19 protein-coding genes and 1 pseudogene are annotated in these 26,536 nt (G+C 70.7%); 14 read left to right on the top strand and 6 right to left on the bottom strand.

Going from position 1 to position 26,536, the window contains the following annotated elements; genetic code table 11:
- Positions 1-149: 149 nt before the first annotated feature.
- On the bottom strand, positions 150-1,733 hold the full coding sequence (locus ACIQRL_RS29940) for an MFS transporter (protein ID WP_401337336.1): 1,584 nt from the start codon (positions 1,731-1,733) through the stop codon (positions 150-152).
- A 109-nt stretch (positions 1,734-1,842) separates the two neighbouring features.
- Here ACIQRL_RS29940 and ACIQRL_RS29935 point away from each other — a divergent pair, with 109 nt between their 5' ends.
- Entirely contained in the window at positions 1,843-2,415 is a 573-nt protein-coding gene (locus ACIQRL_RS29935) for a TetR/AcrR family transcriptional regulator (RefSeq protein WP_401337334.1), read from the top strand.
- Between the two features lie 31 nt (positions 2,416-2,446).
- Here ACIQRL_RS29935 and ACIQRL_RS29930 read toward each other — a convergent pair whose 3' ends face one another.
- Positions 2,447-3,703, bottom strand: a complete 1,257-nt coding sequence (locus ACIQRL_RS29930) for a PucR family transcriptional regulator (RefSeq protein ID WP_401337333.1) — start codon at positions 3,701-3,703, stop codon at positions 2,447-2,449.
- Positions 3,704-3,867: 164 nt separating this feature from the next.
- On the opposite strand from ACIQRL_RS29930, the gene ACIQRL_RS29925 reads away from it, so the two are divergent.
- The 4 genes from ACIQRL_RS29925 (at position 3,868) to ACIQRL_RS29910 (ending at position 8,062) form a co-directional block, all read left to right on the top strand.
- On the top strand, positions 3,868-4,848 hold the full coding sequence (locus ACIQRL_RS29925) for a proline dehydrogenase family protein (protein WP_401337332.1): 981 nt from the start codon (positions 3,868-3,870) through the stop codon (positions 4,846-4,848).
- 130 nt (positions 4,849-4,978) lie between these two features.
- Positions 4,979-6,610, top strand: a complete 1,632-nt coding sequence (pruA, locus tag ACIQRL_RS29920; protein WP_401337330.1) for an L-glutamate gamma-semialdehyde dehydrogenase — start codon at positions 4,979-4,981, stop codon at positions 6,608-6,610.
- Positions 6,611-7,118: 508 nt separating this feature from the next.
- Positions 7,119-7,661 carry a GNAT family N-acetyltransferase gene (locus ACIQRL_RS29915; protein WP_401337329.1) on the top strand — a complete coding sequence of 181 codons (543 nt, stop codon included), beginning with the start codon at positions 7,119-7,121 and terminating at the stop codon, positions 7,659-7,661.
- 269 nt (positions 7,662-7,930) lie between these two features.
- Complete coding sequence (locus ACIQRL_RS29910; protein WP_103550476.1) at positions 7,931-8,062, top strand: hypothetical protein; 132 nt, start codon at positions 7,931-7,933, stop codon at positions 8,060-8,062.
- Between the two features lie 98 nt (positions 8,063-8,160).
- Here ACIQRL_RS29910 and ACIQRL_RS29905 read toward each other — a convergent pair whose 3' ends face one another.
- The gene (locus ACIQRL_RS29905) at positions 8,161-9,762 is read right to left on the bottom strand and encodes a purple acid phosphatase family protein (RefSeq protein WP_401337327.1); all 1,602 of its coding nucleotides are present in this window, start codon (positions 9,760-9,762) and stop codon (positions 8,161-8,163) included.
- 142 nt (positions 9,763-9,904) lie between these two features.
- On the opposite strand from ACIQRL_RS29905, the gene ACIQRL_RS29900 reads away from it, so the two are divergent.
- The 3 genes from ACIQRL_RS29900 to ACIQRL_RS29890 all read left to right on the top strand — a co-directional run bounded on the left by ACIQRL_RS29900 (position 9,905) and on the right by ACIQRL_RS29890 (position 12,635).
- Positions 9,905-10,948, top strand: coding sequence for a 3-isopropylmalate dehydrogenase (locus ACIQRL_RS29900; RefSeq protein WP_401337325.1), 1,044 nt, complete (start codon positions 9,905-9,907; stop codon positions 10,946-10,948).
- 276 nt (positions 10,949-11,224) lie between these two features.
- Positions 11,225-12,313, top strand: coding sequence for a branched-chain amino acid aminotransferase (locus ACIQRL_RS29895; protein ID WP_401337324.1), 1,089 nt, complete (start codon positions 11,225-11,227; stop codon positions 12,311-12,313).
- 103 nt (positions 12,314-12,416) lie between these two features.
- The gene (locus ACIQRL_RS29890; RefSeq protein ID WP_401337322.1) at positions 12,417-12,635 is read left to right on the top strand and encodes a hypothetical protein; all 219 of its coding nucleotides are present in this window, start codon (positions 12,417-12,419) and stop codon (positions 12,633-12,635) included.
- Here the strand turns inward: ACIQRL_RS29890 and ACIQRL_RS29885 are convergent.
- Positions 12,582-14,015 carry a cytosine permease gene (locus tag ACIQRL_RS29885; protein WP_401337320.1) on the bottom strand — a complete coding sequence of 478 codons (1,434 nt, stop codon included), beginning with the start codon at positions 14,013-14,015 and terminating at the stop codon, positions 12,582-12,584. The genes ACIQRL_RS29890 and ACIQRL_RS29885 overlap by 54 nt on opposite strands.
- Before the next feature lie 164 nt (positions 14,016-14,179).
- Between ACIQRL_RS29885 and ureA the strand changes: the two are divergent.
- The 5 genes and pseudogenes from ureA to cimA form a co-directional block, all read left to right on the top strand.
- A pseudogene (gene ureA, locus ACIQRL_RS29880) lies at positions 14,180-14,851 on the top strand (urease subunit gamma); the annotation flags it as partial.
- Between the two features lie 329 nt (positions 14,852-15,180).
- Positions 15,181-16,857, top strand: a complete 1,677-nt coding sequence (locus tag ACIQRL_RS29875; RefSeq protein WP_401337318.1) for an urease subunit alpha — start codon at positions 15,181-15,183, stop codon at positions 16,855-16,857.
- 25 nt (positions 16,858-16,882) lie between these two features.
- Positions 16,883-17,920, top strand: coding sequence for an agmatine/peptidylarginine deiminase (locus tag ACIQRL_RS29870; protein WP_401337316.1), 1,038 nt, complete (start codon positions 16,883-16,885; stop codon positions 17,918-17,920).
- 15 nt (positions 17,921-17,935) lie between these two features.
- Positions 17,936-18,526 carry a TetR/AcrR family transcriptional regulator gene (locus ACIQRL_RS29865; protein ID WP_401337315.1) on the top strand — a complete coding sequence of 197 codons (591 nt, stop codon included), beginning with the start codon at positions 17,936-17,938 and terminating at the stop codon, positions 18,524-18,526.
- A gap of 482 nt (positions 18,527-19,008) precedes the next feature.
- Positions 19,009-20,613, top strand: coding sequence for a citramalate synthase (cimA, locus tag ACIQRL_RS29860; RefSeq protein WP_401337313.1), 1,605 nt, complete (start codon positions 19,009-19,011; stop codon positions 20,611-20,613).
- A gap of 166 nt (positions 20,614-20,779) precedes the next feature.
- Here the strand turns inward: cimA and ACIQRL_RS29855 are convergent, their stop codons facing one another.
- The gene (locus tag ACIQRL_RS29855) at positions 20,780-22,654 is read right to left on the bottom strand and encodes a ricin-type beta-trefoil lectin domain protein (protein ID WP_401337311.1); all 1,875 of its coding nucleotides are present in this window, start codon (positions 22,652-22,654) and stop codon (positions 20,780-20,782) included.
- 304 nt (positions 22,655-22,958) lie between these two features.
- Here ACIQRL_RS29855 and ACIQRL_RS29850 point away from each other — a divergent pair, with 304 nt between their 5' ends.
- Positions 22,959-26,000: a glycoside hydrolase family 3 protein gene (locus tag ACIQRL_RS29850; RefSeq protein WP_401337309.1), complete on the top strand. Its 3,042-nt coding sequence runs from the start codon at positions 22,959-22,961 to the stop codon at positions 25,998-26,000.
- A 70-nt stretch (positions 26,001-26,070) separates the two neighbouring features.
- On the opposite strand, the gene ACIQRL_RS29845 is transcribed toward ACIQRL_RS29850, so the two are convergent.
- Complete coding sequence (locus tag ACIQRL_RS29845; protein WP_401337307.1) at positions 26,071-26,358, bottom strand: hypothetical protein; 288 nt, start codon at positions 26,356-26,358, stop codon at positions 26,071-26,073.
- Positions 26,359-26,536: the final 178 nt, after the last annotated feature.

The raw sequence follows: 26,536 nt of genomic DNA, 5'->3' as shown, positions 1-26,536 counted from the left end.
GGTGGGCCGGAACGATGGACCGGCTCTGCGTGCGCGGGCCGGCGAGGGGCGTCCGGAGTGCCGCACGCGCCGGTGCCGGGCGGGCCGGAGTCGTCCGGCCCGCCGGGCGGGTTGGTGGTGGGCAGGCGCCGGGCCGCCCGCCCGGGGTGTCAGGCCGTCGCCCCCTCGGACGTCGCCGCCCCGAAGGGGCCGTCGGGCCCGGCCTCACGGGCTTCGTCGGCCTCGCGCACCGCCACCTTGCGCAGTGTCGCCGTGGCGAGGACCGCGGCGCCCAGCAGCAGGACGGTGCCCGCGACGGCCGCGGCCTGCATGCCCTGGGTGAACGCCTCGCGTGCGGTTGCCGCCAGCGCCCGCCCGGCGTCGCCCGGCAGCTCTCCGGCCACGGCCAGCGCGCCGCCCAGCGTCTCGTGGGCCGCGGCCGGGGCGCCGGCCGGGACGCCGTGGCGGTAGACCGCCGTGCCGACGGAGCCGAGGACGGCCATGCCGAGGGCGCCGCCGAACTCCGCCCCGGTCTCCAGCAGGGAGGAGGCGGAGCCCGCGTTGCCGACCGGGACGGTACCGAGGGCCAGATCCATCATCTGCGACATCACGATGACCATTCCGGAGGCGAGGACGCCCGCTCCGGCCAGCACCAGCCACAGGGAGCCGGTGCCGGCGAAGGCCAGCAGACCGTAGCCGCAGGCGGCGATGACGAAGCCGCCGGAGACGACATGGGCGCGGTGGACGCCCTTCTGCACGAGCTGCGCGGAGACCGGCGCGGCGACACCGACCAGGACCGTGGGGAGCAGGGCCCACAGGGCGGCCTCCATGGAGCTCTTGCCGAGCACCGACTGGAGGTACTGGGTGGTGAAGTACGCGGAGCCCAGCATGCCGAAGGAGGCGATCAGGTTGAGCACGACGGCGGGGGCGAAGCCGCGGCCGCGGAACAGGGCGGGAGAGATCATCGGGGACTTCGCGGTGCGCTGACGGTGGACGAACAGGGCGGCGAAGACCAGGCCGACGAGGACCGAGACGACGTACTCGGTCTTCCAGCCCTCGGACGGGATCTCCTTGACGCCGTAGATCACCGGCAGGACGGCGGCCATCGACAGCGGAACGCTCAGCAGGTCGAAGCGGCCCGGCTCCGGGTTCTTCGACTCGGGCAGCAGGAACGGGCCGAGGATCAGCAGCAGTGCCATCGCGGGCAGGTTGACCAGGAAGACCGAGCCCCACCAGAAGTACTCGACGAGGACTCCGCTCATCACCGATCCGAGGGCGATGCCGCCGGTCATGACGCCGGACCACAGGCCGATCGCCTTCGCGCGCTGTCCCGGGTCCGTGAACATCGTGCGGATGATCGCCATCGTCGACGGCATCAGGGTCGCACCGCCCAGGCCGAGGACCGCGCGGGCCGCGATCAGCATCTCGGCACTGTTCGCGTAGGCGGCCAGCACCGAGGCGGTGCCGAACGCGGCGGCGCCGAACAGGAGCAGCTTGCGGCGCCCGATGCGGTCGCCGAGCGAGCCCATCGTCATCAGCAGGCCGGCGAGCACGAACGCGTAGATGTCGAAGATCCACAGCTGCTGGGTGCCGCTCGGCTCCAGGTCGGCGCTGATCGAGGGGATCGCGAAGTAGAGGACCGACACGTCCATCGAGACCAGGAGCAGCGGAAGCATCAGGACGCCGAGGGCGGTCCATTCGCGGCGGCCGGCCAGGGCGCCGGAGGCGGGAGTCGTGCTCGTCGGGTTCGTCATGCCAGGGACTGTACGAGCGTCTTAAACGCTTGTCTAGTACGTGCGTTTAATACGTTCGTCCTTGACGTGCGTATGGGACGGTTGTCTGAATCGCGGTAGGCTGGTCGGCATGGGACACCGTGAGGATCTGCTCGAAGGCGCCAAGCGCTGCCTGCTGGAGAAGGGCTTCGCGCGCACCACCGCGCGCGACATCGTCAAGGAATCGGGGACGAATCTCGCGTCGATCGGCTACCACTACGGGTCGAAGGACGCGCTCCTCGCGCAGGCGTACATCTCGCTGGTCGAAGCGATGTCCTTCGAGGGGGGCGGGGGAGCCGGGATCGAAGGCGCGCCCGGCTCGCTGGAGCGGTTCCGGGAGGTGTGGTCGAACATCGTCGCGACCATGCGGGAGCCCGGCTCCATCTGGCGGCTCAGCATGGAGGTCATGACCATCGAGCTGCCCGAGGTGCGGGACCATCTGGCCCGCGCCCAGCTGGAGGGCGGGCGGGGCCTGGTCGCGCTTCTCATGGGCGTGCCGGAGGAGGAGGTGTCCGACGAGACCGCGGACACTCTGGGCCGCTTCTACATGACCCTGATGACGGGCGTCATCGCGCAGTGGACCTTCGATCCGAAGACCGCCCCCGACGGGGACGTGCTGACGGAGGCCCTCCGGCAGATCATCGAGGCCGCCACCGCGAAGTGACGCGTCCGCCGTCCGTCGGGCGCGGCGGTCCTCACAGCCGCGCCCCCTTGAGCGCCATGTGCAGCAGCAGCCGGTCCTCGCCGTCGTCCAGGTCGAGGCCGGTGAGCTGTTCCACGCGGGACAGACGGTAGTAGAGCGTCTGGCGGTGGATGCCCAACTCGGCCGCCGTGCGCCCGGCCTGGCCCGCCCGGTCGAGGAACACCTCGGCGGTGCGGGCGAGTTCGCGGTGCGCGGGGGCCAACAGAGCCCGTACGACAGGGTCGTGGGCCGCGTCCTGGGGGAGCGCGGTGAGAAGCCGGAAGGGCCCGATGGCCCCCCACTCGGCGACCGGGCCGAGCCGGGGTTCCGCCAGTGCGGCACGCGCGGCGGCGGCCGCCTCGTGCCAGGCGGCCCCCAGTTCCCCGAGCCCCACCCGGGCTCCGGCGATCCCGGCGGCGGCCGTCCCGCCGGAGGGGGCGGAGGCCGGTGTCCCCTCGGTGGACGATCCCGGACGCCCTGAGCCGGCGGGCCCGCCCTCCGCCTCCCGGACGAACCGGGTGGCCGCCGTGACCGCCGGGGTCAGGACCTCCGGCGAACGCAGCCGTACCAGCAGGGCCAGGCTCTGGCCGGTGGTGCCCCACGGGATGGTGCACAGCGCCGTCGTCCCCGGCACCGAACGGGCGGAGGGCGCGTCGTCCGGGTCGGCCGAGGGCCATGGCGCCACGCACACCACCGTGTGCAGGCCGTCGCCGCGCGGGCCGAGCGCCGTGCGCAGCTCGGCCACGGCCATGTCGCGCTGCCAGCCGCGCTCGGCGGTCAGCACGGCACGCAGCTCGCGGGTGAGGTCCGCGCCGGCCTGCGCCTCGTCCGCGAGCAGGGCGCCGATGCGGGAGGCCACCTGCATGGCGTCGGCCAGCTGCTCGTCCGTGAGGCCCGGGTCGTCGTCGAGCAGCCAGACATAGCCGAGGACGACGCCCCGATGGCGTACCGGAAGACAGATCCGCCCCCGGTGGACCCCGGCCTCCGGGGTCGGCGGAATGCGGACGGGACCGGTCGCGCGGGTGATGCCGAAGCCCTCGAACCAGGTGCGGACCGCCGTGGTGGACCGGCGGGTGAGGATCGAGCGGGTGCGCACGGGGTCCAGGGCGGAGGGATCGAGATCGCCCTCGCTGTCGTACGCCCCGAAGACGATCAGCTCGAAATCGCGGTTCTCCAGCGTCGCGGGGACGCCGAGGAGCGCCGAGATCTCGTCGACCAGCTCTTGGTAGTCGCCTCTGTATTCACCGCTCACCCGGGCATTCTCGCGCATATCCGAGGGCTCTTCATACAAATGTCTGAGATCCGGGGCAGGGATGCGTGACAGCTGTCGATGGCCCAGGATCGGAGAGATCCCTAGGTTTCACGGTGGTTCTCCGTGCCGCACCCGAGTCAGTCGGGATCGGCCTCCTGCTGACTTCGTTGTGGAGGTGCCCCGTGCTGGGTCCCGTGATTCTCGCCGCCTCGCGCAGCGACAAGATGCGCCGTCTGATCTCGGCCGCCCCGGTGACCAAGCCGGTCGTCGACCGCTTCATCCCCGGTGAGACCGTCGACCAGGTCGTCCCGATCATCAAGGACCTCACGGGCAAGGGCCTGGAAGTCACGATGGACGTCGTCGGCGAGGACATCACGACCCCCGAGCAGTCGTACGCCGCCCGTGACGCGTACCTGGAGCTGATCGGCCGCCTCAAGGAGCTCGGCCTCGGCACCAAGGCCGAGATGTCGATCAAGCTGTCGATGTTCGGGCAGTCCCTCCCGTCGCCCGCCACCACCCTCAACCGAGGGCCCTCCGGGCCCGCCCCTGCATTCCCGGGCGGTCACGAGCTCGCCCTCGCCAACGTCCGCCCGGTCGTCGAGGCCGCCGCCGCCATCGGCACCACCGTCACGCTGGACGCCGAGGACCACACCACCCTCGACTCGATGTTCGCCATCCACGAGGAGCTGCGGAAGGACTTCCCGCAGACCGGCTGCGTGATCCAGGCCTACCTGTTCCGCACCGAGGCCGACGCCCGCCGCCTCGCCGAGAGCGGCAGCCGCGTCCGGCTGGTGAAGGGCGCCTACAAGGAGCCCGCCGAGGTCGCGTACCAGCAGAAGGCCGAGACCGACAAGGCGTACGTCCGCATCCTGAAGATCCTGATGGAGGGCGAGGGGTACCCGATGATCGGGTCCCACGACCCGCGGCTCATCTCGATCGCCCAGGAGCTCGCTCGGACGGCCGGGCGCAAACTGGACGAGTACGAGTTCCAGATGCTCTACGGCATCCGCAGCGACGAGCACGTGCGGCTCGCCGCCGAGGGCCACCGGATGCGTGTCTACACCGCGTACGGCACCGACTGGTACGGCTACTTCATGCGCCGCCTCGCCGAGAAGCCGGCCAACCTCGTGTTCTTCCTGCGAAGCATGATCACACGTGGCTGATTCCACTTGGCTGTGCCGCGGCTTCGGCCGGGGGTCCGGGGGTTGTCCCCCGGACCGGCACAGTGCTCGTTCCATCCTCACCAAGGGCTGAGACCGAACCACCCGCTCGACTCAAGGAGTTACGGACAATATGGACGCTGTGACCCAGGTCCCCACCCCCGTCAACGAGCCGGTGCACGGCTACGCCCCCGGCTCGCCCGAGCGGGTCCGTCTGGAGGCCAGGCTCAAGGAGCTGGCCGAGAACCCGATCGACCTGCCGATGACGATCGGCGGCGAGCGGCGCATGGGCGGCGGCGACCGTTTCGACGTCGTGCAGCCGCACAACCACAAGGCGCGCATCGGCACCTACGCCAACGCCACCCAGCAGGACGCCCAGGACGCCGTCGACGCGGCCCTCGCCGCCGCTCCGGCCTGGCGCGCGATGGCCTTCGACGACCGTGCCGCGATCATCCTGCGCGCCGCCGAGCTGCTGGCCGGTCCCTGGCGCGAGACGCTGGCCGCCTCCACCATGCTCGGCCAGTCGAAGACCGCCCAGCAGGCCGAGATCGACACCCCCTGCGAGCTCGTCGACTTCTGGCGCTTCAACGTCCACTACGCCCGCCAGATCCTCGCCGAGCAGCCGCCGGCGAACTCCCCGGGCGTGTGGAACCGCATGGACCACCGTCCGCTGGAGGGCTTCGTCTACGCGATCACGCCGTTCAACTTCACCGCGATCGCGGGCAACCTGCCCACCGCTCCGGCGCTCATGGGCAACGTCGTCGTCTGGAAGCCGTCCCCGACGCAGACCCACGCCGCCGTGCTGCTGATGCAGCTCCTGGAGGAGGCGGGCCTGCCCAAGGGCGTCATCAACCTCGTCACCGGCGACGGCATCGAGGTCTCCAAGGTCGCCCTGGAGCACCGCGACCTCGCCGGCATCCACTTCACCGGCTCGACCAAGACCTTCCAGTACCTGTGGAAGACGGTCGGCAACAACATCGAGAAGTACCGCTCCTACCCGCGTCTGGTCGGCGAGACCGGCGGCAAGGACTTCGTGGTCGCCCACCCGTCGGCGGACCGCGCGGTCCTCAAGACCGCCCTGACCCGCGGTTCCTTCGAGTACCAGGGCCAGAAGTGCTCGGCGAGCTCCCGCGCCTACGTCCCGGCCTCCATCTGGAACTCCGGTTTCAAGGACGAGTTCGCGGCCGAGGTCGACGGGCTGACCATGGGTGACGTCACCGACCTGTCGAACTTCATCGGCGCGGTCATCGACGAGCGGTCGTTCGCCAAGAACAAGGCGGCCATCGACCGCGCGAAGGCGGACCCGACCTGCACGATCGTCGCGGGCGGCTCGTACGACGACTCCGTCGGCTACTTCGTGCGCCCGACCGTCGTCGAGTGCTCGGACCCGGAGAACGAGGTCTTCACGACCGAGTACTTCGGCCCCTTCCTCGCCGTGCACGTCTACGAGGACGACAAGTACGACGAGATGCTGACCCAGATGGAGTCGGCGTCCGCCTACGCCCTCACCGGCGCTGTCATCTCCGGCGACCGCGCGGCGGCCGCTTACACGATGGAGAAGCTCCGCTACGCGGCGGGCAACTTCTACATCAACGACAAGTCGACCGGCGCCGTCGTCGGCCAGCAGCCCTTCGGCGGCGGCCGTGCCTCCGGCACCAACGACAAGGCCGGGGCCCCGCAGAACCTGATGCGCTGGACGCTGACCCGCGCCATCAAGGAGACGCTGGTTCCGCCGACCGACTACGGCTACCCCCACATGGGCTGACAGCCCGACGCGGCCGCCGGCCCCCGGGCCGGCCGCCCGTCACCCACTCCGCCCCCGCCTCACGGTCTCCCCCGTCCGTGGAGCGGGGGCGGTTCCAAATCCACGGGCGCGCCCGTGCCCCGCGGCACGCGCCGCCCTCTCACACGTGCCGGCCGAGGGAGTCCCGGATCAGCGCGGCCGCCTGGTCCGCGTGCGTCTCCAGGGCGAACTTCCCCCGGGCTGCTGATCGCGCGGACCGGTGCCTCGCTCTCGGGCGTGCGCTCCGCGATCAGCGCCGGCACCCAGGCCTCGGCGCCCAGCCCCTCCTCGTACGCGTCGCCGTTCTGCGTGAGATCGCGGTCACCCGTTCCGGGTGCGCGAGTGGCAGGCGCAGCCCGATCGGGGCGCCGTGGTCCTGAAAGGGCTGGATCGATGCGGGGGCCGGAAGGCTGTGCGTATCGGCCGTCGTCCGCGTGGCCGACGAGGTAGGAGGGCTGGGATTCCAGGCCCGCGTGTGAATACTGGCCGCATGGCCACCCGACTGCGGACCGCCCATACGGCGGATCTCGAACCCGCCGAACTCCGCGCCGCCCGCGCCCTGTTGGAGGACGCCTTCGACGGTGACTTCAGGGACGAGGACTGGGATCACGGACTCGGCGGCCTGCACGTCCTGGTCCACGACGACCGGGGTCTGGCGGCGCACGGCTCGGTGATCCAGCGGCGCGTCCTGCACCGCGGCCGCTCGCTGCGGGTCGGGTACGTGGAGGCGGTCGGCGTACGCGAGGACGTGCGCCGCACGGGGCTCGGCGGACGGGTGATGGGCGAGCTGGAGCGGATCATCGAGGGCGCGTACGGGCTCGGCGCTCTCTCCGCGAGCGAGGACGGGGCCGCCCTGTACGCGGTGCGGGGCTGGCGGCTCTGGCCGGGCCACATCTGCGTGCTCACTCCGGGCGGAGCCGTCCGGCTCCCCGACGAGGAGGGCACCACCTTCGTCCGCCCCGGCGCGGCCGTGGGCCCCCTCGACCCGGCGTACGCGCTGGTCTTCGACTGGCGGGAGGGTGACGTGCTCTGACCGAAAGCGCAGGTCGGAGTGGTGTGACGTAATCCGCCGTCTCAGATAGTAGGAAGTCCGAGTAATTGTGGAGACAGATGCCCGGTCCTCGCCTAGCTTTGTAGGAGCCGAACGTCTCGCTCGACCAAGCGAATGGCGGTCGTGAGCCGGAGCCCCGTGCAGGCAACCCCTGCGGCACCGCTCCCCGCCCCTTCCGGCGTCTCGCACACCCCTCACCGCACTTCCGGCCGCCCGCGTGGGTCCCGCCGGAGGCAAGGAGTCGATTCATCATGGCCGAGACGACCGTCCGCCGAGTCCGTCACCTCTCTCGCACGAGCAGCGAGTCCGACCGCAAGAACGCCGCCGCAGCGCTCCAGCGCGCCCTCGACCGCAGGGACAACGGCGGAGCGACGGGCCACTGAGGCCCGCCGCCCTCTCGACCGGGAGCCGCACCCGAAGGGGTGCGGCGCGGGGTCATGCCCCGCGCCGCACCTCGAAGTACGTCCTCACGCGCGGGTGCTCAGCTCCCGCGCCGCACCTCGAAGTGGTCGATGCGCTCGCCGCTCTGGGCCAGCGCCGACACCTTGAGCCGGGGTGAGGGACCGGCCTCCGCCTCCACCGAGAGGAAGGAGAAGCCGGTGTACCGCACCCGTGACCACTCCACGGTGTCCGGCTTCCGCTGCTTCGACTTCGTCCAGTGGAAGGTCTCCACGGACTCGCTCCGCGTGACCTTGCCCTCGTAGCTGTCCTTCACCCCGACGGGGAAGCGGTAGAGGCTCTTGCCCGCCCCGCCCGCCGTGACGTAGACGATCCCGTCCCGGGTCGGATCGGTCGAGGCGCCCACCGGTACCTGTTTGCCCACCTTGCCGCCCTTGATGGCGTCGGTGCGCTCGTACACGTGGTTGTGCCCGTTGATCACCAGGTCCACCTGGTGCTTGGCGAACAGCGGCACCCAGGCGTCGCGGACACCGCCGTCGGAGGCGTGCGTCGAGGTCGAGTAGGCGCAGTGGTGGAAGAAGACGACGACGAAATCAACCTGCCCGCGCAGCTCCCCGAGCCGCTTGTCGAGCCAGGCCGTCTGCCGGCCGCCCGAGTAGCCCTTGTTGGCGGGGATCTCGTACGACACGTCGTTGGCGTCCAGGGCGACGATGCCGACGTTGCCGTAGACGAACGAGTAGACCCCCGGCGCGTGCCGGGCGTCGAAGCCGTTGCCGGGGAGCGTCCAGCGCGCGGACTGGCCGCCGTAGCCGTTCGGCGCGTACCAGGCCTCCATGTCGTGGTTGCCGGTCGTCACCATCCACGGCACCGACTTCGCCACCGTCTCGGTCTGCCGGAGGAACAGGTCCCAGGCGGCCGGGTCGTAGATGTCCGAGGTCTGGCCGAGTCCGAGGCCGTCCGCGTAGCAGATGTCGCCCGCGTGCAGATGGAAGGCCGGCCCGCGGCCGAGGAGCACCTTGTCGTTGGCCAGCGCGTCGGGGGTGACGCCCTGGTCCCCGAAAGCGGTGAACACGAACGTCCCGGGGTGCGCGGGCGCCGTGCGGAAATGGCCGATCGTGGCGTGCCGCTCCTTGCTCGCCGGGTCGAAGCCCTCGTGGCCGACGCCGTAGTAGTACGTCGTCCCGGGGCGCAGCCCGTCGAGCGCCGCGTGCAGGTAGTACTGGTCCAATGCCGCCCGCTGCCCGGCGAGACCCGGGGTGTGCAGCGCGCGGACCTCGGCCTCGATCCTGCGGCTCAGCGCCCAGGGCGTCGGGCCCACCCGGATGTACGGCTTCCTGACCGCGAACGGCACCTGCCAGGAGATCCGCATCTGGGTCTTCGGGTCCGCGCCGAAGGCCAGATGGCGGCCGAACGGCGTGACGGCGGAGCCGGGTGCCCGGCTGGTGGCAGGGTTCGGCGAGGAGCCGGACGTCCGCCGGGAGGGGATGCTGGTGCCCGGGGCGCAGCCGGCCACCAGCCCGCCGCCCGCGAACGCGCTCGCCGCCACGAGCGCCCGGCGCCGGGTGAGCCGCGTCCTCAGGTACTCGTACTGCTCCGCCATGCTCAGGTCGCGTGCGAGCTCGTGCGGGATGCCGACATCGGGGACGGGGAGCCCGGGGGAAGTCCCCCTGGAAGGAGCGGTCATGTCTGGAAAGTTCCCATCGTGCGCCAACGGCGTTCATACGTACGGGTGAACTCCCGTCGAAGGGTAGACGTGCCGCGACACCGGCCTGTCCGTATGGCGGACATTGCGTGTCATCCCATGGGACAAGGAGTACGGTGCCGTCATGTCTCGCAGCATCGATCTCGCAGTGATCCCCGGTGACGGCATCGGCCAGGAAGTCGTGGCCCAGGGGCTCAAAGTCCTCTCCGCCGTCCTTCCGCAGGACGTGAAGCTGGAGACCAAGGAGTTCGACTTCGGCGCCCGGCGCTACCACGCCACCGGTGAGACCCTCACCGACGCCGACCTCGACGCCCTGAAGGGGCACGACGCCATCCTGCTCGGCGCGATCGGCGACCCCTCGGTCCCGTCCGGTGTCCTGGAGCGCGGCTTCCTGCTCAAGCTCCGCTTCGCCTTCGACCACCACGTCAACCTGCGTCCGTCGAAGCTCCTGCCCGGCGTCGAGACCCCGCTCGCCGGTCAGCCCGCGATCGACTTCGTCGTGGTCCGCGAGGGCACCGAGGGTCCGTACACCGGCAACGGCGGCAGCATCCGCAAGGGCACCCCGCACGAGGTCGCCACCGAGGTCTCCGTCAACACGGCGTTCGGTGTCGAGCGGGTCGTCCGTGACGCGTTCGCCCGTGCGCAGGCCCGCCCGCGCAAGAAGCTGACGCTGGTCCACAAGAACAACGTGCTGACCTTCGCGGGCCACCTCTGGACCAACGTCTTCAACAAGGTGGCCGAGGAGTTCCCCGAGGTCACCACCGACTACATCCACGTGGACGCGGCGACGATCTTCCTCGTCACGCAGCCCGAGCGCTTCGACGTGATCGTCACCGACAACCTCTTCGGCGACATCATCACCGACCTCGCCGCGGCCGTCTCCGGCGGCATCGGCGTCGCCGCCTCCGGCAACATCAACCCGAGCGGCGAGTTCCCCTCGATGTTCGAGCCCGTGCACGGCTCGGCGCCCGACATCGCGGGCCAGGGCAAGGCCGACCCCAGCGCCACCGTCCTGTCCGTCGCCCTCCTGCTGCGCCACCTCGGCTACGAGGCCGAGGCCGCCCGCATCGAGGACGCCGTCTCCGTCGATCTCGCCGAGCGGGTCGGCAAGCCCGCCCGCAGCACCGAGGAAATCGGCGACGCGCTGGCCGTGCGAGTAGCCGGCTGACCCGCCGCTCCGCCTACGTTCCGTAGCAGCCGCCGGGTCGCATCCGCACCCGGCGGCTTTTGCTGTGCCCTCGCCGGGTGACACCATCAATCCCTGGGTCATCCCTGGGTCAAACCTGGGCCGTATTCACACCGTTTCGTCCACGGTTCCGCGCGCGCGATAATCGAGGGCGGAGCCGCGGAATGAGGGAATGCTCGGACGTCCTGACACTGGCCACTGGCAGTTCGGGCGTGAGCGCGGCCCGTCACATACAACCGGTGAAGGACAAAACCACTCATGACGCAGCCCACGATCGAGCTCAAGCCCTCCGCCAGTCCGCTCTCCGCCGCCGAGCGCGAGGCGATTCTGGTCAACCCCGGGTTCGGCCGGCACTTCACCGATCACATGGTGACCATCAAGTGGACCGAGGGCCGCGGCTGGCACGACGGCCAGCTCGTTCCGTACGGACCGCTGTCCCTCGACCCGGCGAACATGACCCTGCACTACGCGCAGGAGATCTTCGAGGGCCTCAAGGCCTACCGCCGGCCCGACGGCTCCGTCGCCACCTTCCGTCCCGACAAGAACGCCAAGCGTTTCCAGGCCTCCGCCCGCCGGCTCGGCATGCCGGAGCTGCCGGTGGAGACCTTCATCGAGGCCTGTGACGCGCTGGTCCGCCAGGACCGGGACTGGGTTCCCGCGCACGGTGGCGAGGAGTCCCTGTACCTGCGCCCCTTCATGATCGCGACCGAGGTCGGCCTCGGTGTGAAGCCCGCCAACGAGTACCTCTTCCTCGTCATCGCCTCGCCCGCCGGCGCCTACTTCGCCGGCGGTGTGAAGCCGGTGTCGATCTGGCTCTCCGAGGACCGCGTCCGCGCCGTTCCCGGTGGCATGGGCGACGCGAAGACGGGCGGCAACTACGCCGCCTCGCTCCTCGCCCAGAAGGAGGCCGCCGCCAAGGGCTGCGACCAGGTCTGCTACCTCGACGCGGTCGAGCACAAGTGGATCGAGGAACTGGGCGGCATGAACCTGTACTTCGTGTACGGCGACAGGATCGTCACCCCGTCCCTCACCGGCTCCATCCTGGAGGGCGTCACCCGTGACTCCCTGCTGACCGTCGCCCGTGACCTCGGCTACACCGCCGAGGAGGGCCGCGTCTCCATCGACCAGTGGCAGGCCGACGCCGAGAACGGCACCCTCACCGAGGTCTTCGCCTGCGGCACGGCCGCCGTCATCACCCCCGTCGGCAATGTCAAGCGCGACGGCATCGAGTGGCACCAGTCCGGCGGCGAGCCCGGCAAGGTCACCCTCCGCCTCCGCGAGGCCCTGCTCGACATCCAGCGCGGCATCACCGAGGACCAGCACGGCTGGATGCACCCGCTGGGCTAGGCATTCCGCGGCCCCCGCAGGTCCCCGTCACCCCAACAGGGTTACGGGGACCTGCTGTTCACCCTCAACCTCGGCACCGACATCGTCGGCGTTCACCGTCTTCGTGATCGGCCCGCTGATCAGCCGCGCCCAGGAGGGCAGGGTCCTCGACCAGAGGCCCCTGGTCGAGGGCGTGCCGGGTACGTTCTGCGTGGACGGGACGGCGGAGGTGGCCGGTGGGCGGCTCTTCTTCGCCGCGTACGACGAGTGCGCCACCTGGTTCAGCGATCTAAAGCCGGCTTTCGGCGCGAGCCGGTTCCTGCCCGGACTCGACGCCGTGTGACGCCTGCTTCGGTGTGAGCGTCAGGTAGACGATGCCGCCGACCAGACCGGACAGGACGAAGCTGCAGTCGACCCCGCCGGTCAGGGACAGCAGCGGACCCTCGTACGACGGCAGGGACACGGCCAGCAGACCGACGAAGGCGCCCAGGGCCCAGGCCGCCGTGGCCCGGATGTTCCAGCCGGCCCGGTACCAGTAGACGCCGCCGCGGGAACGGCGGTTGAAGACCTGGAGGGCGTCGGGGTCGTACACGCCGCGGCAGCGGACGAAGCCGATCAGCGTGATGACCGCCCACGGGGTGCCGATCGCGGTCAGCAGCAGGACGAAGGAGGTCATCGCGGACTGGGCGTTCCAGGCGTAGTGGCCGACGAACACGCAGAGCATGGCGACGACGGCGACCGCGCAGGTGGCACGGGCGCGCGAGGCGCGGGGCAGGATCGCGTCGAGGTCGAGGCCCATCGAGTAGAGCATCAGACCGGCGTTGCCCACCGAGCCCGCGGAGGCGGCGAGCAGCAGCGGGACCAGGTACCAGCCGGGGGAGGCGGACACCAGCGGGCCCGCGTAGTCGAGGGCCGCGCGGGCCCCGTACGCCGTGAAGGTGCCGAAGAGCTGCGGGACCAGCAGGCCGGCGATCAGGCCAAGCCAGGTGCCGTGCAGGACCGTACGGGAGGAGTGGCGCGCGGGGGAGATGTAGCGGGTGTAGTCGCCGAGCAGGGTGATGAACGCGATCGGTCCTGACAGGCCCGCCGCCACCGCCGCGAGCAGCCAGGTGGGCCAGAACGAGCCGAGCAGATAGCCGCCGGCCTCCGGGAGCGCCGCGGTGCTGAAGTGCGGGGCGTACGCGATCACACCGACCACCAGCAGGGCCGTCATGCCGATCGAGAGGGCCCGGGACATGGCGAGCAGCACGCGGTAGCCGTAGACGGCGCCCGCGACGGTGGCGGCGGCCAGCAGCGCGTACACGACCGCGTACGCCAGGCCGTTCGCCTGCAGACCGAAGAGACGGCCGAGGACGCCCACCATCACGTCGCCGCCGATCCACACCGTCAGCGCCGTGTAGCCGAGCGCCAGGAGCAGGCCGACGACCGAGCCGACCAGCCGTCCGCGGACGCCGAACTGCGCACCGGAGGAGGTGGAGAGGTTCGTGCCGGTGCGCAGCGAGACCAGGGCCAGCGGCGCGGTGAGCGCCGTCCCGACGACCGTGCCTGCCACGATCGAGCTCACGGAGGACCACCAGTCGAGCCCGAACGAGGGCGGCAGCCAGCCGAAGATGATCACCCCGAGGCAGAGGTTGGAACCGAGCAGGATCGACACGAGGTCGCGGGGTCCGCTGGTGCGTTCCTCGTCCGGGATCGTGTCGACTCCGCGCTGTTCGATCGGCATGGCTGGTCTCCTTTGACGGCCGCCTGGCGTGGTGCGGGAAGCACCAAGGGTTAGAGCGGCGTTCAATGTGCCGTCTCCGATGGTTGCCCGTCAATGTTTCGCTTCCATGAATCCGACGTTTAGAGTGATGCTCTAACTGGAGGAAAGCGAGGAGGTGTCGTGGCGTGAGACTGACCCCCACGGAACGTGACCGACTGCTGCTGTTCTCGGCCGCCGAGCTGGCCCGTGCGCGCAGGGCGCGCGGACTGCGGCTCAACGTGCCGGAGGCCACCGCGCTGATCGCGGACACCGTCTGCGAGGCCGCCCGCGACGGCAGGCGGCTGGCCGAGGCCATCGAGGCGGCCCGGTCCGTCCTCGGCCCCGAGGACGTGCTGCCCGGCGTCGCGGACGTCGTCACCGAGGTGCACGTCGAGGCCGTCTTCGACGACGGCTCCCGCCTCGCGGTCGTCTCCGACCCCATCGGCGGCGGACTCGGCGACCTGGCCCCGGGCGCGCTGCTGCCGGGGGCCGCGCACACCGAGCCCGCGGCGGTCCTGCGGCTCACGGTCACCAACACCGCGAGCGTGCCCGTCTCCGTCACCTCCCACTTCCACTTCTTCGAGGCCAACCCGCGGCTCGCCTTCGACCGGGCGGCCGTCTACGGGATGCGGCTCGCCGTGCCCGCGGGGTCCTCGGTCCGCTTCGGCCCCGGCGAGAGCGCCGAGGTCGGCTTCGTGCCGATCGGCGGGGAACGGATCGCGATCGGCTTCGCCGGTCTGGTCGACGGCCCGCTGGACGCGCCCGGAGCGAAGGAAGAGGCCCTGCGCAGGGCCGCCGCCTGCGGATATCTCGGAGTCGTAGGAGCTGTCGGGCACTCCGGGGCCGCCGGAGCTGCCGGTCACTCCGGGGCCGCCGGAGTCGCCGGGCACTCCGGAACCGCCGGAACCGCCGGAGCTGCCGGGGCCGCCGGGGCCGCCGGGGCCGCCGGAACCGCCGGAACCGCCGGAACCGCCGGAGCTGCTGAGGCTGCCGGAGCTGTCGGGGCCGCCGGACAGCCCGGAGCGGAAGGAGCCGACGCATGCCCCGGGTTCGAGGGACCCGGCGCACGCCCCGGAGCCAAGGGACCCGGCGGACGCCGCGGTATCGAGGGGCCCGGCAGACGCCCCGGAGCCGAAGGAGACGGCCGATGAGCATCGATCCCCATGCCTACGCCGCCACCCACGGTCCCCGGGCCGGCGACCGGGTCCGGCTCGGTGACTCGGGGCTGGTCGTCCGCGTCGAGTCCGACTCCCAGCTGCACGGCGACGAGTTCCTCGCCGGATTCGGCAAGACCGCGCGCGACGGGCTGCACCTCAAGGCCGCCGCCGTCCGGGACACCTGTGACGTCGTCATCAGCAACGTCGTGGTGATCGACGCCGTCCAGGGGATCCGCAAGGTGTCCATCGGCATCCGCGAGGGCCGGATCTGCTCGATCGGGCGGGCGGGCAACCCCGACACCCTCGACGGCGTCGACGTCGTCGTCGGCACCGGCACGTCCATCGTCTCCGGCGAGGGACTCATCGCCACCGCCGGAGCCGTCGACACCCACGTCCATCTGCTCTCGCCGCGCATCATGGAGGCCTCGCTCGCCTCCGGGGTGACGACGATCATCGGCCAGGAGTTCGGGCCGGTCTGGGGCGTCGGCGTCAACTCGCCCTGGGCGCTGCGCCATGCCTTCGGCGCCTTCGACGCCTGGCCAGTCAACATCGGCTTCCTGGGCCGGGGTTCGTCCTCCGACAGCGCGCCCCTGATCGAGGCGCTCGCCGAGGGCGGGGCGAGCGGCTTCAAGGTCCACGAGGACATGGGCGCCCACACCCGGGCCCTGGACACGGCGTTGCGGGTCGCCGAGGAACACGACGTCCAAGTAGCCCTGCACAGCGACGGGTTGAACGAGTGCCTGTCGGTCGAGGACACCCTCAGGGTGCTCGAAGGGCGCACCATCCACGCCTTCCACATCGAGGGCTGCGGCGGCGGCCACGTCCCGAACGTGCTGAAGATGGCGGGCGTGCCGAACGTCATCGGCTCCTCCACCAACCCGACCCTGCCCTTCGGCCGGGACGCGGTCGCCGAGCACTACGGCATGATCGTCTCCGTCCACGACCTGAAGACCGACCTGCCCGGCGACGCCGCCATGGCCCGCGACCGCATCCGCGCGGGGACCATGGGCGCCGAGGACGTGCTGCACGACCTGGGTGCCATCGGGATCACCTCCTCGGACGCGCAGGGCATGGGCCGCGCCGGTGAGACCGTGCGCCGCACCTTCGCCATGGCCGGGAAGATGAAGGCCCAGTTCGGCGCGCCCGAGGACCACGACAACGAACGCGTCCTGCGCTACATGGCCAAACTGACCATCAACCCGGCCATCGCGCACGGTCTCGCCCACGAGGTCGGCTCCATCGAGGTGGGCAAGCTCGCCGACATCGTGCTGTGGCGCCCCGAGTACTTCGGCGCCAAACCGCAGCTCGTCCTGAAGTCCGGCTTCCCGGCCTACGGAGTCGTCGGCGATCCCAACGCCGCCACCGACACCTGCGAACCCCTGGTCCTCGGACCGCAGTTCGGGGCGCACGGCGCGACGCCCGCCGAGATCTCGGTGGCCTTCGTGGCCCAGGCGGCGCTCGACCAGGGCAACGACAGCATGCCGACCCGCCGTCGCCGCGTGGCGGTTCGCGGCACCCGCGGCATCGGCCCCGCCGACCTGCGCCTCAACTCCCGTACCGGAGCGGTCGACGTGGACCAGCGCACCGGCCTTGTCACCCTCGACGGCGACCCGCTGCGCTCCGGCCCCGCCGACTCGGTCTCCCTCAACCGCCTGTACTTCTTGTAATAGACACAGCCTGTAAGGATCACCCATGTCTGCTGCCGCCGACGGCTTCCGTATGCCCGCCGAGTGGACCCCGCACGAGCGCACCTGGATGGCGTGGCCGGGCCCCAACCCCACCTTCGACAACCCGGAGGACCTCGCCGAGTCGCGTGCCGCCTGGGCGGCGGTCGCCCGCGCGGTCCGCCGCTTCGAACCGGTCACCGTCGTGTGCGGCCCCGGCCAGTCCGGGCCCGCCGCCGACCTCCTCGGTCCCGGCGTCGACACCGTCGAGCGGGAACTCGACGACGCCTGGATGCGCGACATCGGCCCCACCTTCCTGACCAACGGGCACGGCGGACTCGCCGCCGTGGACTGGACGTTCAACGGCTGGGGCGCCCAGAGCTGGGCCCGCTGGGAGCACGACTCCAAGATCGGCGCCGAGCTCGCGGACCTGGCCGGCGCGAAGACGTACGCCTCGCGGCTGGTCAACGAGGGCGGCGCGATCCACGTCGACGGCGAGGGCACCGTGCTGCTCACCGAGACCGTGCAGCTCGGCCCCGAGCGCAACCCCGGCTGGACCCGCGAGCAGGTCGAGGCGGAGATCCACGCCCAGCTCGGCACCACGAAGGCCATCTGGCTGCCGCGCGGTCTGACCGGCGACTACCCCCCGTACGGCTTCGGCACGCTCGGCCACGTCGACATCGTCGCCGCCTTCGCCCGGCCCGGCGTGATCGTCGCGCACTCCCAGCAGGACCCCGCGCACCCCGACCACGAGGTGAGCCGGGAGGTCATCGGGCTGCTCAAGGCGCAGACCGACGCGCGCGGACGCCGTATCGAGGTCGTCGAGGTGCCGGCCCCGACCGTCCTGGAGGCCGACGGCCACTGGGCCGACTACTCGTACATCAACCACTACCTGTGCAACGACGGCGTCGTCCTGTGCGGCTTCGACGACCCGCGCGACGAGATCGCGGCGGGCATCTTCCGACGGCTCTTCCCCGAGCGGACCGTGACACTGGTGGACGCACGTACGATCTTCGCGGGGGGCGGTGGCATTCACTGCATCACCCAGCAGCAGCCGAAGGTCTGAAAACGGGAGTCACGGATGGCCGGTGCGCGGAAGAACGCGCCACCGCGCGAGGAGGTCCTCGCCGTCGCCATGGAGATGATCGCCGAGCGCGGTCTGGAGAAGCTCACCATGGCGGCGCTCGGCCGTGAGGTCGGCATGAGCAGCGGCCATCTCCTCTACTACTTCCGCTCCAAGGACGAGCTGCTGCTGCGCACCCTGGAGTGGAGCGAGGGCCGCCTCGGCGCCGAGCGCGGCCGGCTGCTCGCCGCGCACGGAACCGCCCGCGAGCGCCTGGACGCCTACGTCGAGCTGTACGTCCCCGACGGCCACCGGGACCCGCACTGGACCCTCTGGCTGGAGGTCTGGAACCACTCCCAGAACGCGGACGACGACGCCCGCGAACGACAGGTCGCCATCGAGGGCGCCTGGCACCGGGACCTCGTCGCGCTGCTCGCCGAGGGTGTCTCGCGCGGCGAGTTCCGCGCCGTCGACCCGGACCGCTTCGGCTCCCGGCTGCGCGCCCTGCTCGACGGCTTCTCCATTCATGTGGCGATCGGCCTGCGCGGCACCGGACGGGACCAAGTCCTGTCCCACGTACGGGAGTTCCTCGACGAGTCGCTGGGCTGAACGGCGTTCGCGGACGGTCGGCCGGACGTCTGGGCCGGACCGGCGGGGGCGACCGCCCTGCCGGGCGCGGCGACCCGGAACGGCCGAGCCGTCGACCTCGCCTCCACCGCCGAGGATCTGGTACCCGGCGACACCGACGGCGTCGCCGACGTGTTCGTCGTACGTCCACGCTGTCCCGTAGCCCAGTGCTCGCATCCTGAGACACCCTGTGATCACGGGGGTGGTATGTGCCAGACTGCCCCCGTGCTCTCGTTCGCCACGATTATTGGCAGCAGGCGCGCCGGTCCGCAGTGACCGCCACGTACGACCAGGTACGGGCGGACACCGTCGTCCTCGACCCGCGCGCAGACCTCTCGCACCCGCGAGGGGTTTTTCGCATTTCTGGCCCACCTTCAGCCGGGAGCGCAGCGCGAGGGATCATTGGGGGACGGTGGAGCCGGTCATTCCGGTAGACCGAGTTTCAATACAGGAGCCTTGAGACCATGACGGAAACCAGCGAAGTCGACGATTCCTTCCACGTCTTCGACACGACGCTGCGCGACGGCGCGCAGCGCGAGGGCATCAACCTCACCGTGGCGGACAAGCTGGCCATCACGCGGCACCTGGACGACTTCGGGGTGGGCTTCATCGAGGGCGGCTGGCCCGGCGCCAACCCCCGCGACACCGAGTTCTTCGTCCGCGCCCAGGCAGAGATCGACTTCCAGCACGCCCAACTCGTGGCCTTCGGAGCGACCCGCCGGGCCGGTGCCAAGGCCTCGGAGGACCCCCAGGTCAAGGCACTCCTGGCCTCGGGGGCTCCGGTGATCACCCTGGTCGCCAAGTCCCACGACCGGCACGTCGAGCTCGCGCTGCGCACCACGCTGGAGGAGAACCTGGAGATGGTGCGCGACACCGTCTCCCACCTGGTCGCCCAGGGCCGCCGGGTCTTCGTCGACTGCGAGCACTTCTTCGACGGCTACCGCGCCAACCCCGAGTACGCGAAGGCCGTGGTGCGCGCCGCGCACGAGGCCGGCGCCTCCGTCGTCGTCCTGTGCGACACCAACGGCGGCATGCTCCCGGCGCAGATCCAGGCCGTGGTCGCCACCGTCCTCGCGGACACCGGCGCCCGGCTCGGCATCCACGCCCAGGACGACACCGGCTGCGCCGTCGCCAACACCCTGGCGGCCGTCGACGCGGGCGCCACCCACGTCCAGTGCACCGCCAACGGCTACGGCGAGCGCGTGGGCAACTCCAACCTGTTCCCGGTCGTCGCCGCCCTGGAGCTGAAGTACGGCAAGAAGGTGCTGCCCGAGGGCAAGCTCCGCGAGATGACCCGGATCTCGCACGCCATCGCCGAGGTCGTCAACCTGACGCCCTCCACCCACCAGCCCTATGTGGGTGTTTCCGCGTTCGCCCACAAGGCGGGCCTGCATGCCTCGGCGATCAAGGTCGACCCGGACCTGTACCAGCACATCGACCCCGAGCAGGTCGGCAACACCATGCGGATGCTGGTCTCCGACATGGCCGGCCGCGCCTCCATCGAGCTCAAGGGCAAGGAACTGGGCGTCGACATCAGCGACGACCGCGAACTGGTCGGCCGGGTCGTCGAGCGGGTCAAGGAACGCGAGCTCAAGGGCTACACGTACGAGGCGGCCGACGCGAGCTTCGAACTCCTGCTGCGCGCCGAGGCCGAGGGCAAGGCACGCACGTACTTCGAGGTCGAGTCCTGGCGGGCCATCGTCGAGGACCGCCCCGACGGCAGCCACGCCAACGAGGCCACGGTCAAGCTCTTCGCCAAGGGCGAGCGCATCGTCGCCACCGCCGAGGGCAACGGCCCCGTCAACGCCCTCGACCGTGCCCTGCGCGTCGCCCTGGAGACGCTCTACCCCCAGCTCGCCAAGCTGGAACTGGTCGACTACAAGGTCCGCATCCTGGAGGGCAAGCACGGCACGTCCTCCACCACCCGCGTCCTCATCTCCACGTCCGACGGCACGGGGGAGTGGTCCACGGTCGGCGTCGCGGAGAACGTCATCGCCGCGTCCTGGCAGGCCCTGGAGGACGCGTACACCTACGGACTGCTGCGCGCGGGGGTGGAACCCGCGTCGTAACCGTCCGCGAACGCGGGAGGGCGCGTGCCCCACGCCGGAGGGGCGCGTGCCCGAACGCTCCAGGCGGCGGATGCGCGAAACGCCGGAGGGCCGAGAACCGCGCCTCTCCGGCGTTCACCACGCTTCGGCCGCCCGGCGGGCCGGGCGTACCCGTCGTACCGGACGGCTACTGCAAGTGCCACTTCTGGTTGGCGGCTCCCGTGCACGACCAGATCTGTGCCCGCGCGCCGTTCGCCGACGAGTTGTCCGTGACGTCCAGGCACTTGTTGGCCGCGGTATTCACCACATCACCGGTCGCGGAGTTGTACGACCACTGCTGGGCGGCGGTTCCATTGCAGTCGTACAGCTGCACCTTCGCGCCGTCGGCCGTCGACCCCGAGGTGACGTCGAGGCACTTGCCGAGCGAGCGCACCGATCCGTCGGCCTGCACGGTCCAGGACTGCGCGGCGGACCCGTTGCAGTCGTAGAGTTGCACCGCCGTGCCGTTGGCGCTCGAACCGCCCGCCACGTCCAGGCACTTGGCTGCCAGACCGACGAACGCCCCCGACCCGCTGCCCCCGCCCGACTGTGTCCCGTTCCAGGTGAACGTCGCCGAGGTCTTGCCCGGCAGTGAATACGTCGCGTGCTGGCCACCCCAGTTGATGGTGACCGACTTGGCGGCCGAGCCGTCGTTGTAGGCGATCAGCGCCTTCGAACCGTCCGGGTTGCGCCAGGCGACGTTCGGGACCGCCGAGGACGCCGTGGAGGCGATCCGCTGCGCCCCGGGCCGCACGAACTTCGTCAGATGGCCCATCGTGTAGTACTCGACCGTGTAGTCGACGGTCCCGCTCGCCCCGTCCCCGTTGTGCACGGTGATCAGCCCGGTGCAGGTGCCGCAACCCCCGTTGTGCGGGCCCTTGTTCTGGTCCACGGCGAGCGACCACTTGGTCACCGACTTCGCCCAGTTGCGGGTGTAGTCGACGATGTTGAGCATGTCCTCGCGCTGCTGGTTGGCGATCCAGGTGCCGCCGGAGTGCTCGGTGCCGAACGCGTCCACGGTGGGGTACTGGTTGTGGACGGTGGTCTGCTTGGTGACGTCACCGCCGTATCCGTGCCAGGCGATCCCGCCGAAGTTGGGGTTCGAGCGGACCGCCGCGTCGTCGACGGTCTGGGCGGCGTAGGAGTCGTACACGTCCCAGTTCCAGTCGTGCGCCAGCACCTTCGTCGACAGACCGGACGCGTTGAGCTTCGGCAGCAGCTCGCTCTTCGTGAAGTAGGCGAGGCCCGAGGCGTTCCAGCTCATCGACGGATAGCCGGAGCAGCACGTCGGCTCGTTCTGGGCGGTCACGTACGACACGGGAACGCCCTGATCCTTGTACGCCTGAAGGTACTTGACGAAGTACGAGGCGTACGCGCCGTAGTCCTCGGACTTGAGCCAGCCGCCGTTCAGCGAGCCGCTGTCCTTCATCCAGGCCGGTGCCGTCCACGGCGAGGCCATCACCGTCAGGGCGGGATCGAGCTGCAGCGCCTGCTTGGTCAGCGGTACCACGTCGGCCAGGTCGTGCGCGACGGAGAACTGCGCCAGGTTCGGGTCGCTCTGCCCGGCCGGCACGTCGTCGTAGGTGTAGCCGTAGCGCGCGAGGTCCGAGGCGCCCATCGGGTTGCGCAGGAAGGACAGCCCGATCCCGTCCGTCGGCGAGAACAGCTTGCGCATCGTCGCGTCTCGGGTGCTCTGCGACAGCGCGCCGCTGCTGTTCATCAGCCAGGCCGCGGTGTCGGTGAAGGAGGCGCCCCCGCCGGTGAAGGTCTGGTACCGGGTGTTCTCGTCGACGGTGATGTTCTCGCCGCCGCCGCCGCTGCCCGACTGGAAGGCGAACGGCGCCTGGGCCTGGAGCCCCCGCACGACATGGCGTCCGCCGTCGTCGTCCGTGGTCGTCAGATAGGCCGTGACCTGCTCGCCCGCGGCGTGCGCGGGCGCGGCCGCCGTGAATCCCGCGGTGGCCAGCAGCCCGGCGACGATCAGCCGGCCCGCCCGGGTGGATCTTCTGGTGGATCTCCTCATGGAGCGCCGCCCTTCTGGGGTGGGGGGTGGGGGGCGTGCGAGGCGTGAGTAAATGACGGCTGGGAGCCCGCGTCAAGGGGTTGCGCGTTCATATTTTGAAGGAACAACTGCCCTGATCCAGACGTGACTTGAGTGTGTACCGGTTCTGACGTGAAGTCTTGACGGGTTGCCGGGACGTCAGTTAACTCACGCCGTGATCTAAGTCGTAAGAAGAGCGAGTGATCGCGAGAAGCACGTGGTCAAGAAGCACGTCATCAGGAGAAGCACGTCGTCAGAAGAACGTGAGAGTCGAGGGGGGACCCCATTGACCGGGCTCGATCGGAACTCCGTACGAAGAACCGCTCTGCTGGCCGGTGCCGCGCTGATCGCCGGACTGCTTCCGCTCGCTTCGGCGGGAGCGGCGGCGGCCGATGATCCGGCGCCCGTGCCGGTCGACCGCTTCGAGGGCGAGGTGCCCTTCGCGAGCCAGCCCGCCGACGGCATCTTCACCTGGGGCGGCGACAGCGACGACCCGCCGAAACTCGCCCTGACCGCGCGGTCCGACGCGCCCGAGGGCGCCAAGGTCCTCACCGGCGACTACGACATCAGCGGCTACGGCGGGTTCACCCACGACTTCGCCGCCGGACAGCCGGCCCACGACTGGTCGGCGCACAAGGGCGTCCGCTTCTGGTGGGACGGCCGGGACAACGCCAAGAAGGTCGCCTTCGAGATCAAGGACGGCGGCGCCAACGGCGAGGCCTCCGAGCTGTGGACGACCTCCTTCACCGATGACTTCACCGGCTGGAAACAGATCGAGATCCCGTTCACCGACTTCACTTATCGCACGGACTACCAGCCGGTCGGCGGTATCGACCAGGTCCTCGGCCTGACGCAGATGTGGGGGTACGCCGTCACCCTCCCGGTCGGCGTCCAGGGGCAGTTCGCCATGGACGACGTCGAGTTGTACGGCAAGGCCGACCAGTCCCTGCGGGCCTCCGTCACCACCGACGCCGCCGTCTACCCGGTCCGGGAGGGCGGCACCGCCACCGTGAAGGTCTCCGTCGCCACCACCGGCTCCGCCCCGATCGACGAGCCCGTGACCGTCGGGTACGAGAGCGCGGGCGGCACCGCCGAGCCGGGCAAGGACTACACCCAGGTCAAGGGCGAGGTCACCTTCCCGGCGGGCACGACGTCCGGCACGAGCCGCACCATCAAGGTCCCGACCCTGCGCGACCGGTCCGCCGAGGCGGCCGAGACGATCCCCCTCAAGCTCACGGTGACCGGCGCCAAGGCCCCCGCCGAGACCCCGCAGGTCGTCATCGACGCCCACGGACTCCCGTACCTGGACCCGAAACTGCCCGTGAAGAAACGGGTCGCCGACCTCGTCTCCCGGATGTCCCTGGAGGAGAAGGCCGGACAGATGACCCAGGCCGAGCGCGGCGCGATCGGCGCGGGCGGCGACATCGCCTCCTACGACCTCGGGTCGCTGCTCTCCGGCGGCGGCTCCACGCCGACCCCCAACACCCCGGAAGCCTGGGCGAAGATGGTCGACGGCTACCAACTCAGGGCGCAGGCCACCCGGTTCCAGATCCCGCTGATCTACGGCGTGGACGCGGTGCACGGCCACAACAACCTGGCCGGCGCGACGATCATGCCCCACAACATCGGCATCGGCGCCACCCGTGATCCCCGACTGGCAGAGAAGACAGGCGCGGTGACCGCGTCCGAGGTCCGTGCCACCGGCATCCCCTGGGACTTCGCCCCCTGCCTGTGCGTGTCCCGCGACGAACGCTGGGGCCGCTCCTACGAGTCCTTCGGCGAGGACCCGGCGCTCGTCCAGTCCATGGAGACGATCGTCCAGGGCCTCCAAGGCGCCCGCAACGGCAAGGACTTGAAGGACGACGACAAGGTCCTCGCCACCGCCAAGCACTTCGTCGGCGACGGCGGCACCGGGTACGGCACGTCCACGACGGGCTCGTACACGCTCGACCAGGGCGTCACCAAGGTCACCCGGCAGCAGCTGGAGGCCGTGCACCTGGCGCCCTTCCAGACAGCGGTCGACCGCGGTATCGGCTCGGTCATGCCGTCCTACTCCTCGCTCGACATCATCGGCGACGGCCAGGGCCCGGTGAAGATGCACGCCCGCGCCGACATGATCAACGGCGTGCTCAAGGGCCGGATGGGCTTCGACGGCTTCGTCATCAGCGACTGGAACGCCATCGACCAGCTCCCCGGCGACTACGCCTCGCACGTCCGCACGTCGGTCAACGCGGGCGTCGACATGATGATGGTGCCGTACTCGTACAAGGACTTCCGCACGACGCTCATGGCCGAGGCGAACGCCGGGCGCGTCAGCGAGCGGCGGATCGACGACGCCGTGTCGCGCATCCTGACCCAGAAGTTCAAGCTGGGCCTCTTCGAGAAGCCCTACGCGGACACGAGCGGTGCGTCGAAGATCGGCTCCACCGCGCACCGGGCCGTGGCCCGGCAGGCGGCCGCCGAGTCCCAGGTCCTGCTGAAGAACGCGGACGGCGTACTGCCGCTGAAGAAGTCCCAGAAGGTGTACGTCGCCGGTTCGAACGCCGATGACCTCGGCAACCAGACCGGCGGCTGGACCCTCACCTGGCAGGGCTCGTCCGGCAACAACACCAAGGGCACCACGATCCTCCAGGGCATGCGGAACGCCGGCGGTGACGTCACCTACTCCAAGGACGCCTCGGCGCCGACCGGCGGTTACGACGTCGGTGTGGTCGTCGTCGGCGAGACCCCGTACGCGGAGGGCGTCGGCGATGTCGGCAACGGCAACGACCTGGAGCTGACCGCCGCCGACAAGGCCGCCGTCGACAAGGTGTGCGCGGCCATGAAGTGCGCGGTGCTGATCGTCTCGGGCCGCCCGCAGCTCATCGGCGACCGGCTCGGCGCCGTCGACGCCCTCGTCGCCTCCTGGCTGCCGGGCACCGAGGGCGACGGTGTCGCGGACGTCCTCTACGGAAAGCGCGCCTTCACCGGGCAGCTCCCGGTCACCTGGCCGAAGTCGGAGGCCCAGTTGCCGATCAACGTCGGTGACACCCCCTACGACCCGCAGTTCCCGTACGGCTGGGGTCTCACGACGCTCACGGACGTACCGGGCGGCGGCACCGCCGCCCTGCGGACGCTCGCCCTGGTGGCGTCGGCTGCGGAGCGGCACGGTGCCGACGGGATCGCCCGGACGGCCGTGACGAAGGCCCGCCTGCTCGTCCAGCGGAAGATCGGCTCCTCGATCACCGCTGCGAACGCGGGACCCTTCGCGGACGCGGACCATCTCCTGCTGACGGGCCACTACGCCGAGGCGGTGGCCAAGCTGACGGAGGCGTACCGAGCGGGGTGAGAAAACGCGTGGAGGGCCGGCCGGGGCTGGACATCAGCCCCGGCCGGCCCGCGTTCCGGGCCATGTTTTTTTACGGTGCCGTCGGTGCCGTCGGTGCCGTCGGTTCGGCCGCCGCGGCGGGTGCCGTCGCCGCGGCGCTCCGGAGTTCCTTGGCCAGTTTGCGGGCCTGCAGCGCCTTGACCACGACGTACACGCGGAACACGCTGACCAGGAGCATCACGACACCGAGGAGCGCGGCGAAGGCCGACCCGTCCCGCGCCGCGCCATAGAAGAGAGCGCCGCTGAAGGGGAAGCCGACGACGATGAGCAGCGGCTCGCGAACCCAGAACGGGAGAACGCGAAGGATGAGTCCGACCATCCGGTTACTTCATCAGGTCCATGCCAGAAATCGCTGTGACGGAGGTCACGATTCCGGATGGTGGAATCGGATCGTTGCGGGGTGTCGGCCCGATGGTGTGCGCCCCGACGGGCAGGCCCCGCGCCGAGCGGTCGGGCCGGGCCCCGGCCGGAGCGGGACGCCACCCTCCCGATGTCCA

Origin of the sequence: Streptomyces sp. NPDC091209 (assembly GCF_044757755.1) — a bacterium.
Classification (GTDB): Bacteria; Actinomycetota; Actinomycetes; order Streptomycetales; family Streptomycetaceae; genus Streptomyces.
Note: the sequence above shows the minus strand (reverse complement) of the source record. Positions and strands in the feature narration are given on the sequence as shown.

Coding starts and splice junctions, on each gene's coding strand:
- ACIQRL_RS29940 (WP_401337336.1), bottom strand. CDS start 1,733: ATGACGAACCCGACGAGCACGACTCCCGCCTCCGGCGCCCTGGCCGGC.
- ACIQRL_RS29935 (WP_401337334.1), top strand. CDS start 1,843: ATGGGACACCGTGAGGATCTGCTCGAAGGCGCCAAGCGCTGCCTGCTG.
- ACIQRL_RS29930 (WP_401337333.1), bottom strand. CDS start 3,703: ATGCGCGAGAATGCCCGGGTGAGCGGTGAATACAGAGGCGACTACCAA.
- pruA (WP_401337330.1), top strand. CDS start 4,979: ATGGACGCTGTGACCCAGGTCCCCACCCCCGTCAACGAGCCGGTGCAC.
- ACIQRL_RS29915 (WP_401337329.1), top strand. CDS start 7,119: ATGGCCACCCGACTGCGGACCGCCCATACGGCGGATCTCGAACCCGCC.
- ACIQRL_RS29910 (WP_103550476.1), top strand. CDS start 7,931: ATGGCCGAGACGACCGTCCGCCGAGTCCGTCACCTCTCTCGCACGAGC.
- ACIQRL_RS29905 (WP_401337327.1), bottom strand. CDS start 9,762: ATGACCGCTCCTTCCAGGGGGACTTCCCCCGGGCTCCCCGTCCCCGAT.
- ACIQRL_RS29900 (WP_401337325.1), top strand. CDS start 9,905: ATGTCTCGCAGCATCGATCTCGCAGTGATCCCCGGTGACGGCATCGGC.
- ACIQRL_RS29895 (WP_401337324.1), top strand. CDS start 11,225: ATGACGCAGCCCACGATCGAGCTCAAGCCCTCCGCCAGTCCGCTCTCC.
- ACIQRL_RS29885 (WP_401337320.1), bottom strand. CDS start 14,015: ATGCCGATCGAACAGCGCGGAGTCGACACGATCCCGGACGAGGAACGC.
- ACIQRL_RS29875 (WP_401337318.1), top strand. CDS start 15,181: ATGAGCATCGATCCCCATGCCTACGCCGCCACCCACGGTCCCCGGGCC.
- ACIQRL_RS29870 (WP_401337316.1), top strand. CDS start 16,883: ATGTCTGCTGCCGCCGACGGCTTCCGTATGCCCGCCGAGTGGACCCCG.
- ACIQRL_RS29865 (WP_401337315.1), top strand. CDS start 17,936: ATGGCCGGTGCGCGGAAGAACGCGCCACCGCGCGAGGAGGTCCTCGCC.
- cimA (WP_401337313.1), top strand. CDS start 19,009: ATGACGGAAACCAGCGAAGTCGACGATTCCTTCCACGTCTTCGACACG.
- ACIQRL_RS29855 (WP_401337311.1), bottom strand. CDS start 22,654: ATGAGGAGATCCACCAGAAGATCCACCCGGGCGGGCCGGCTGATCGTC.
- ACIQRL_RS29845 (WP_401337307.1), bottom strand. CDS start 26,358: ATGGTCGGACTCATCCTTCGCGTTCTCCCGTTCTGGGTTCGCGAGCCG.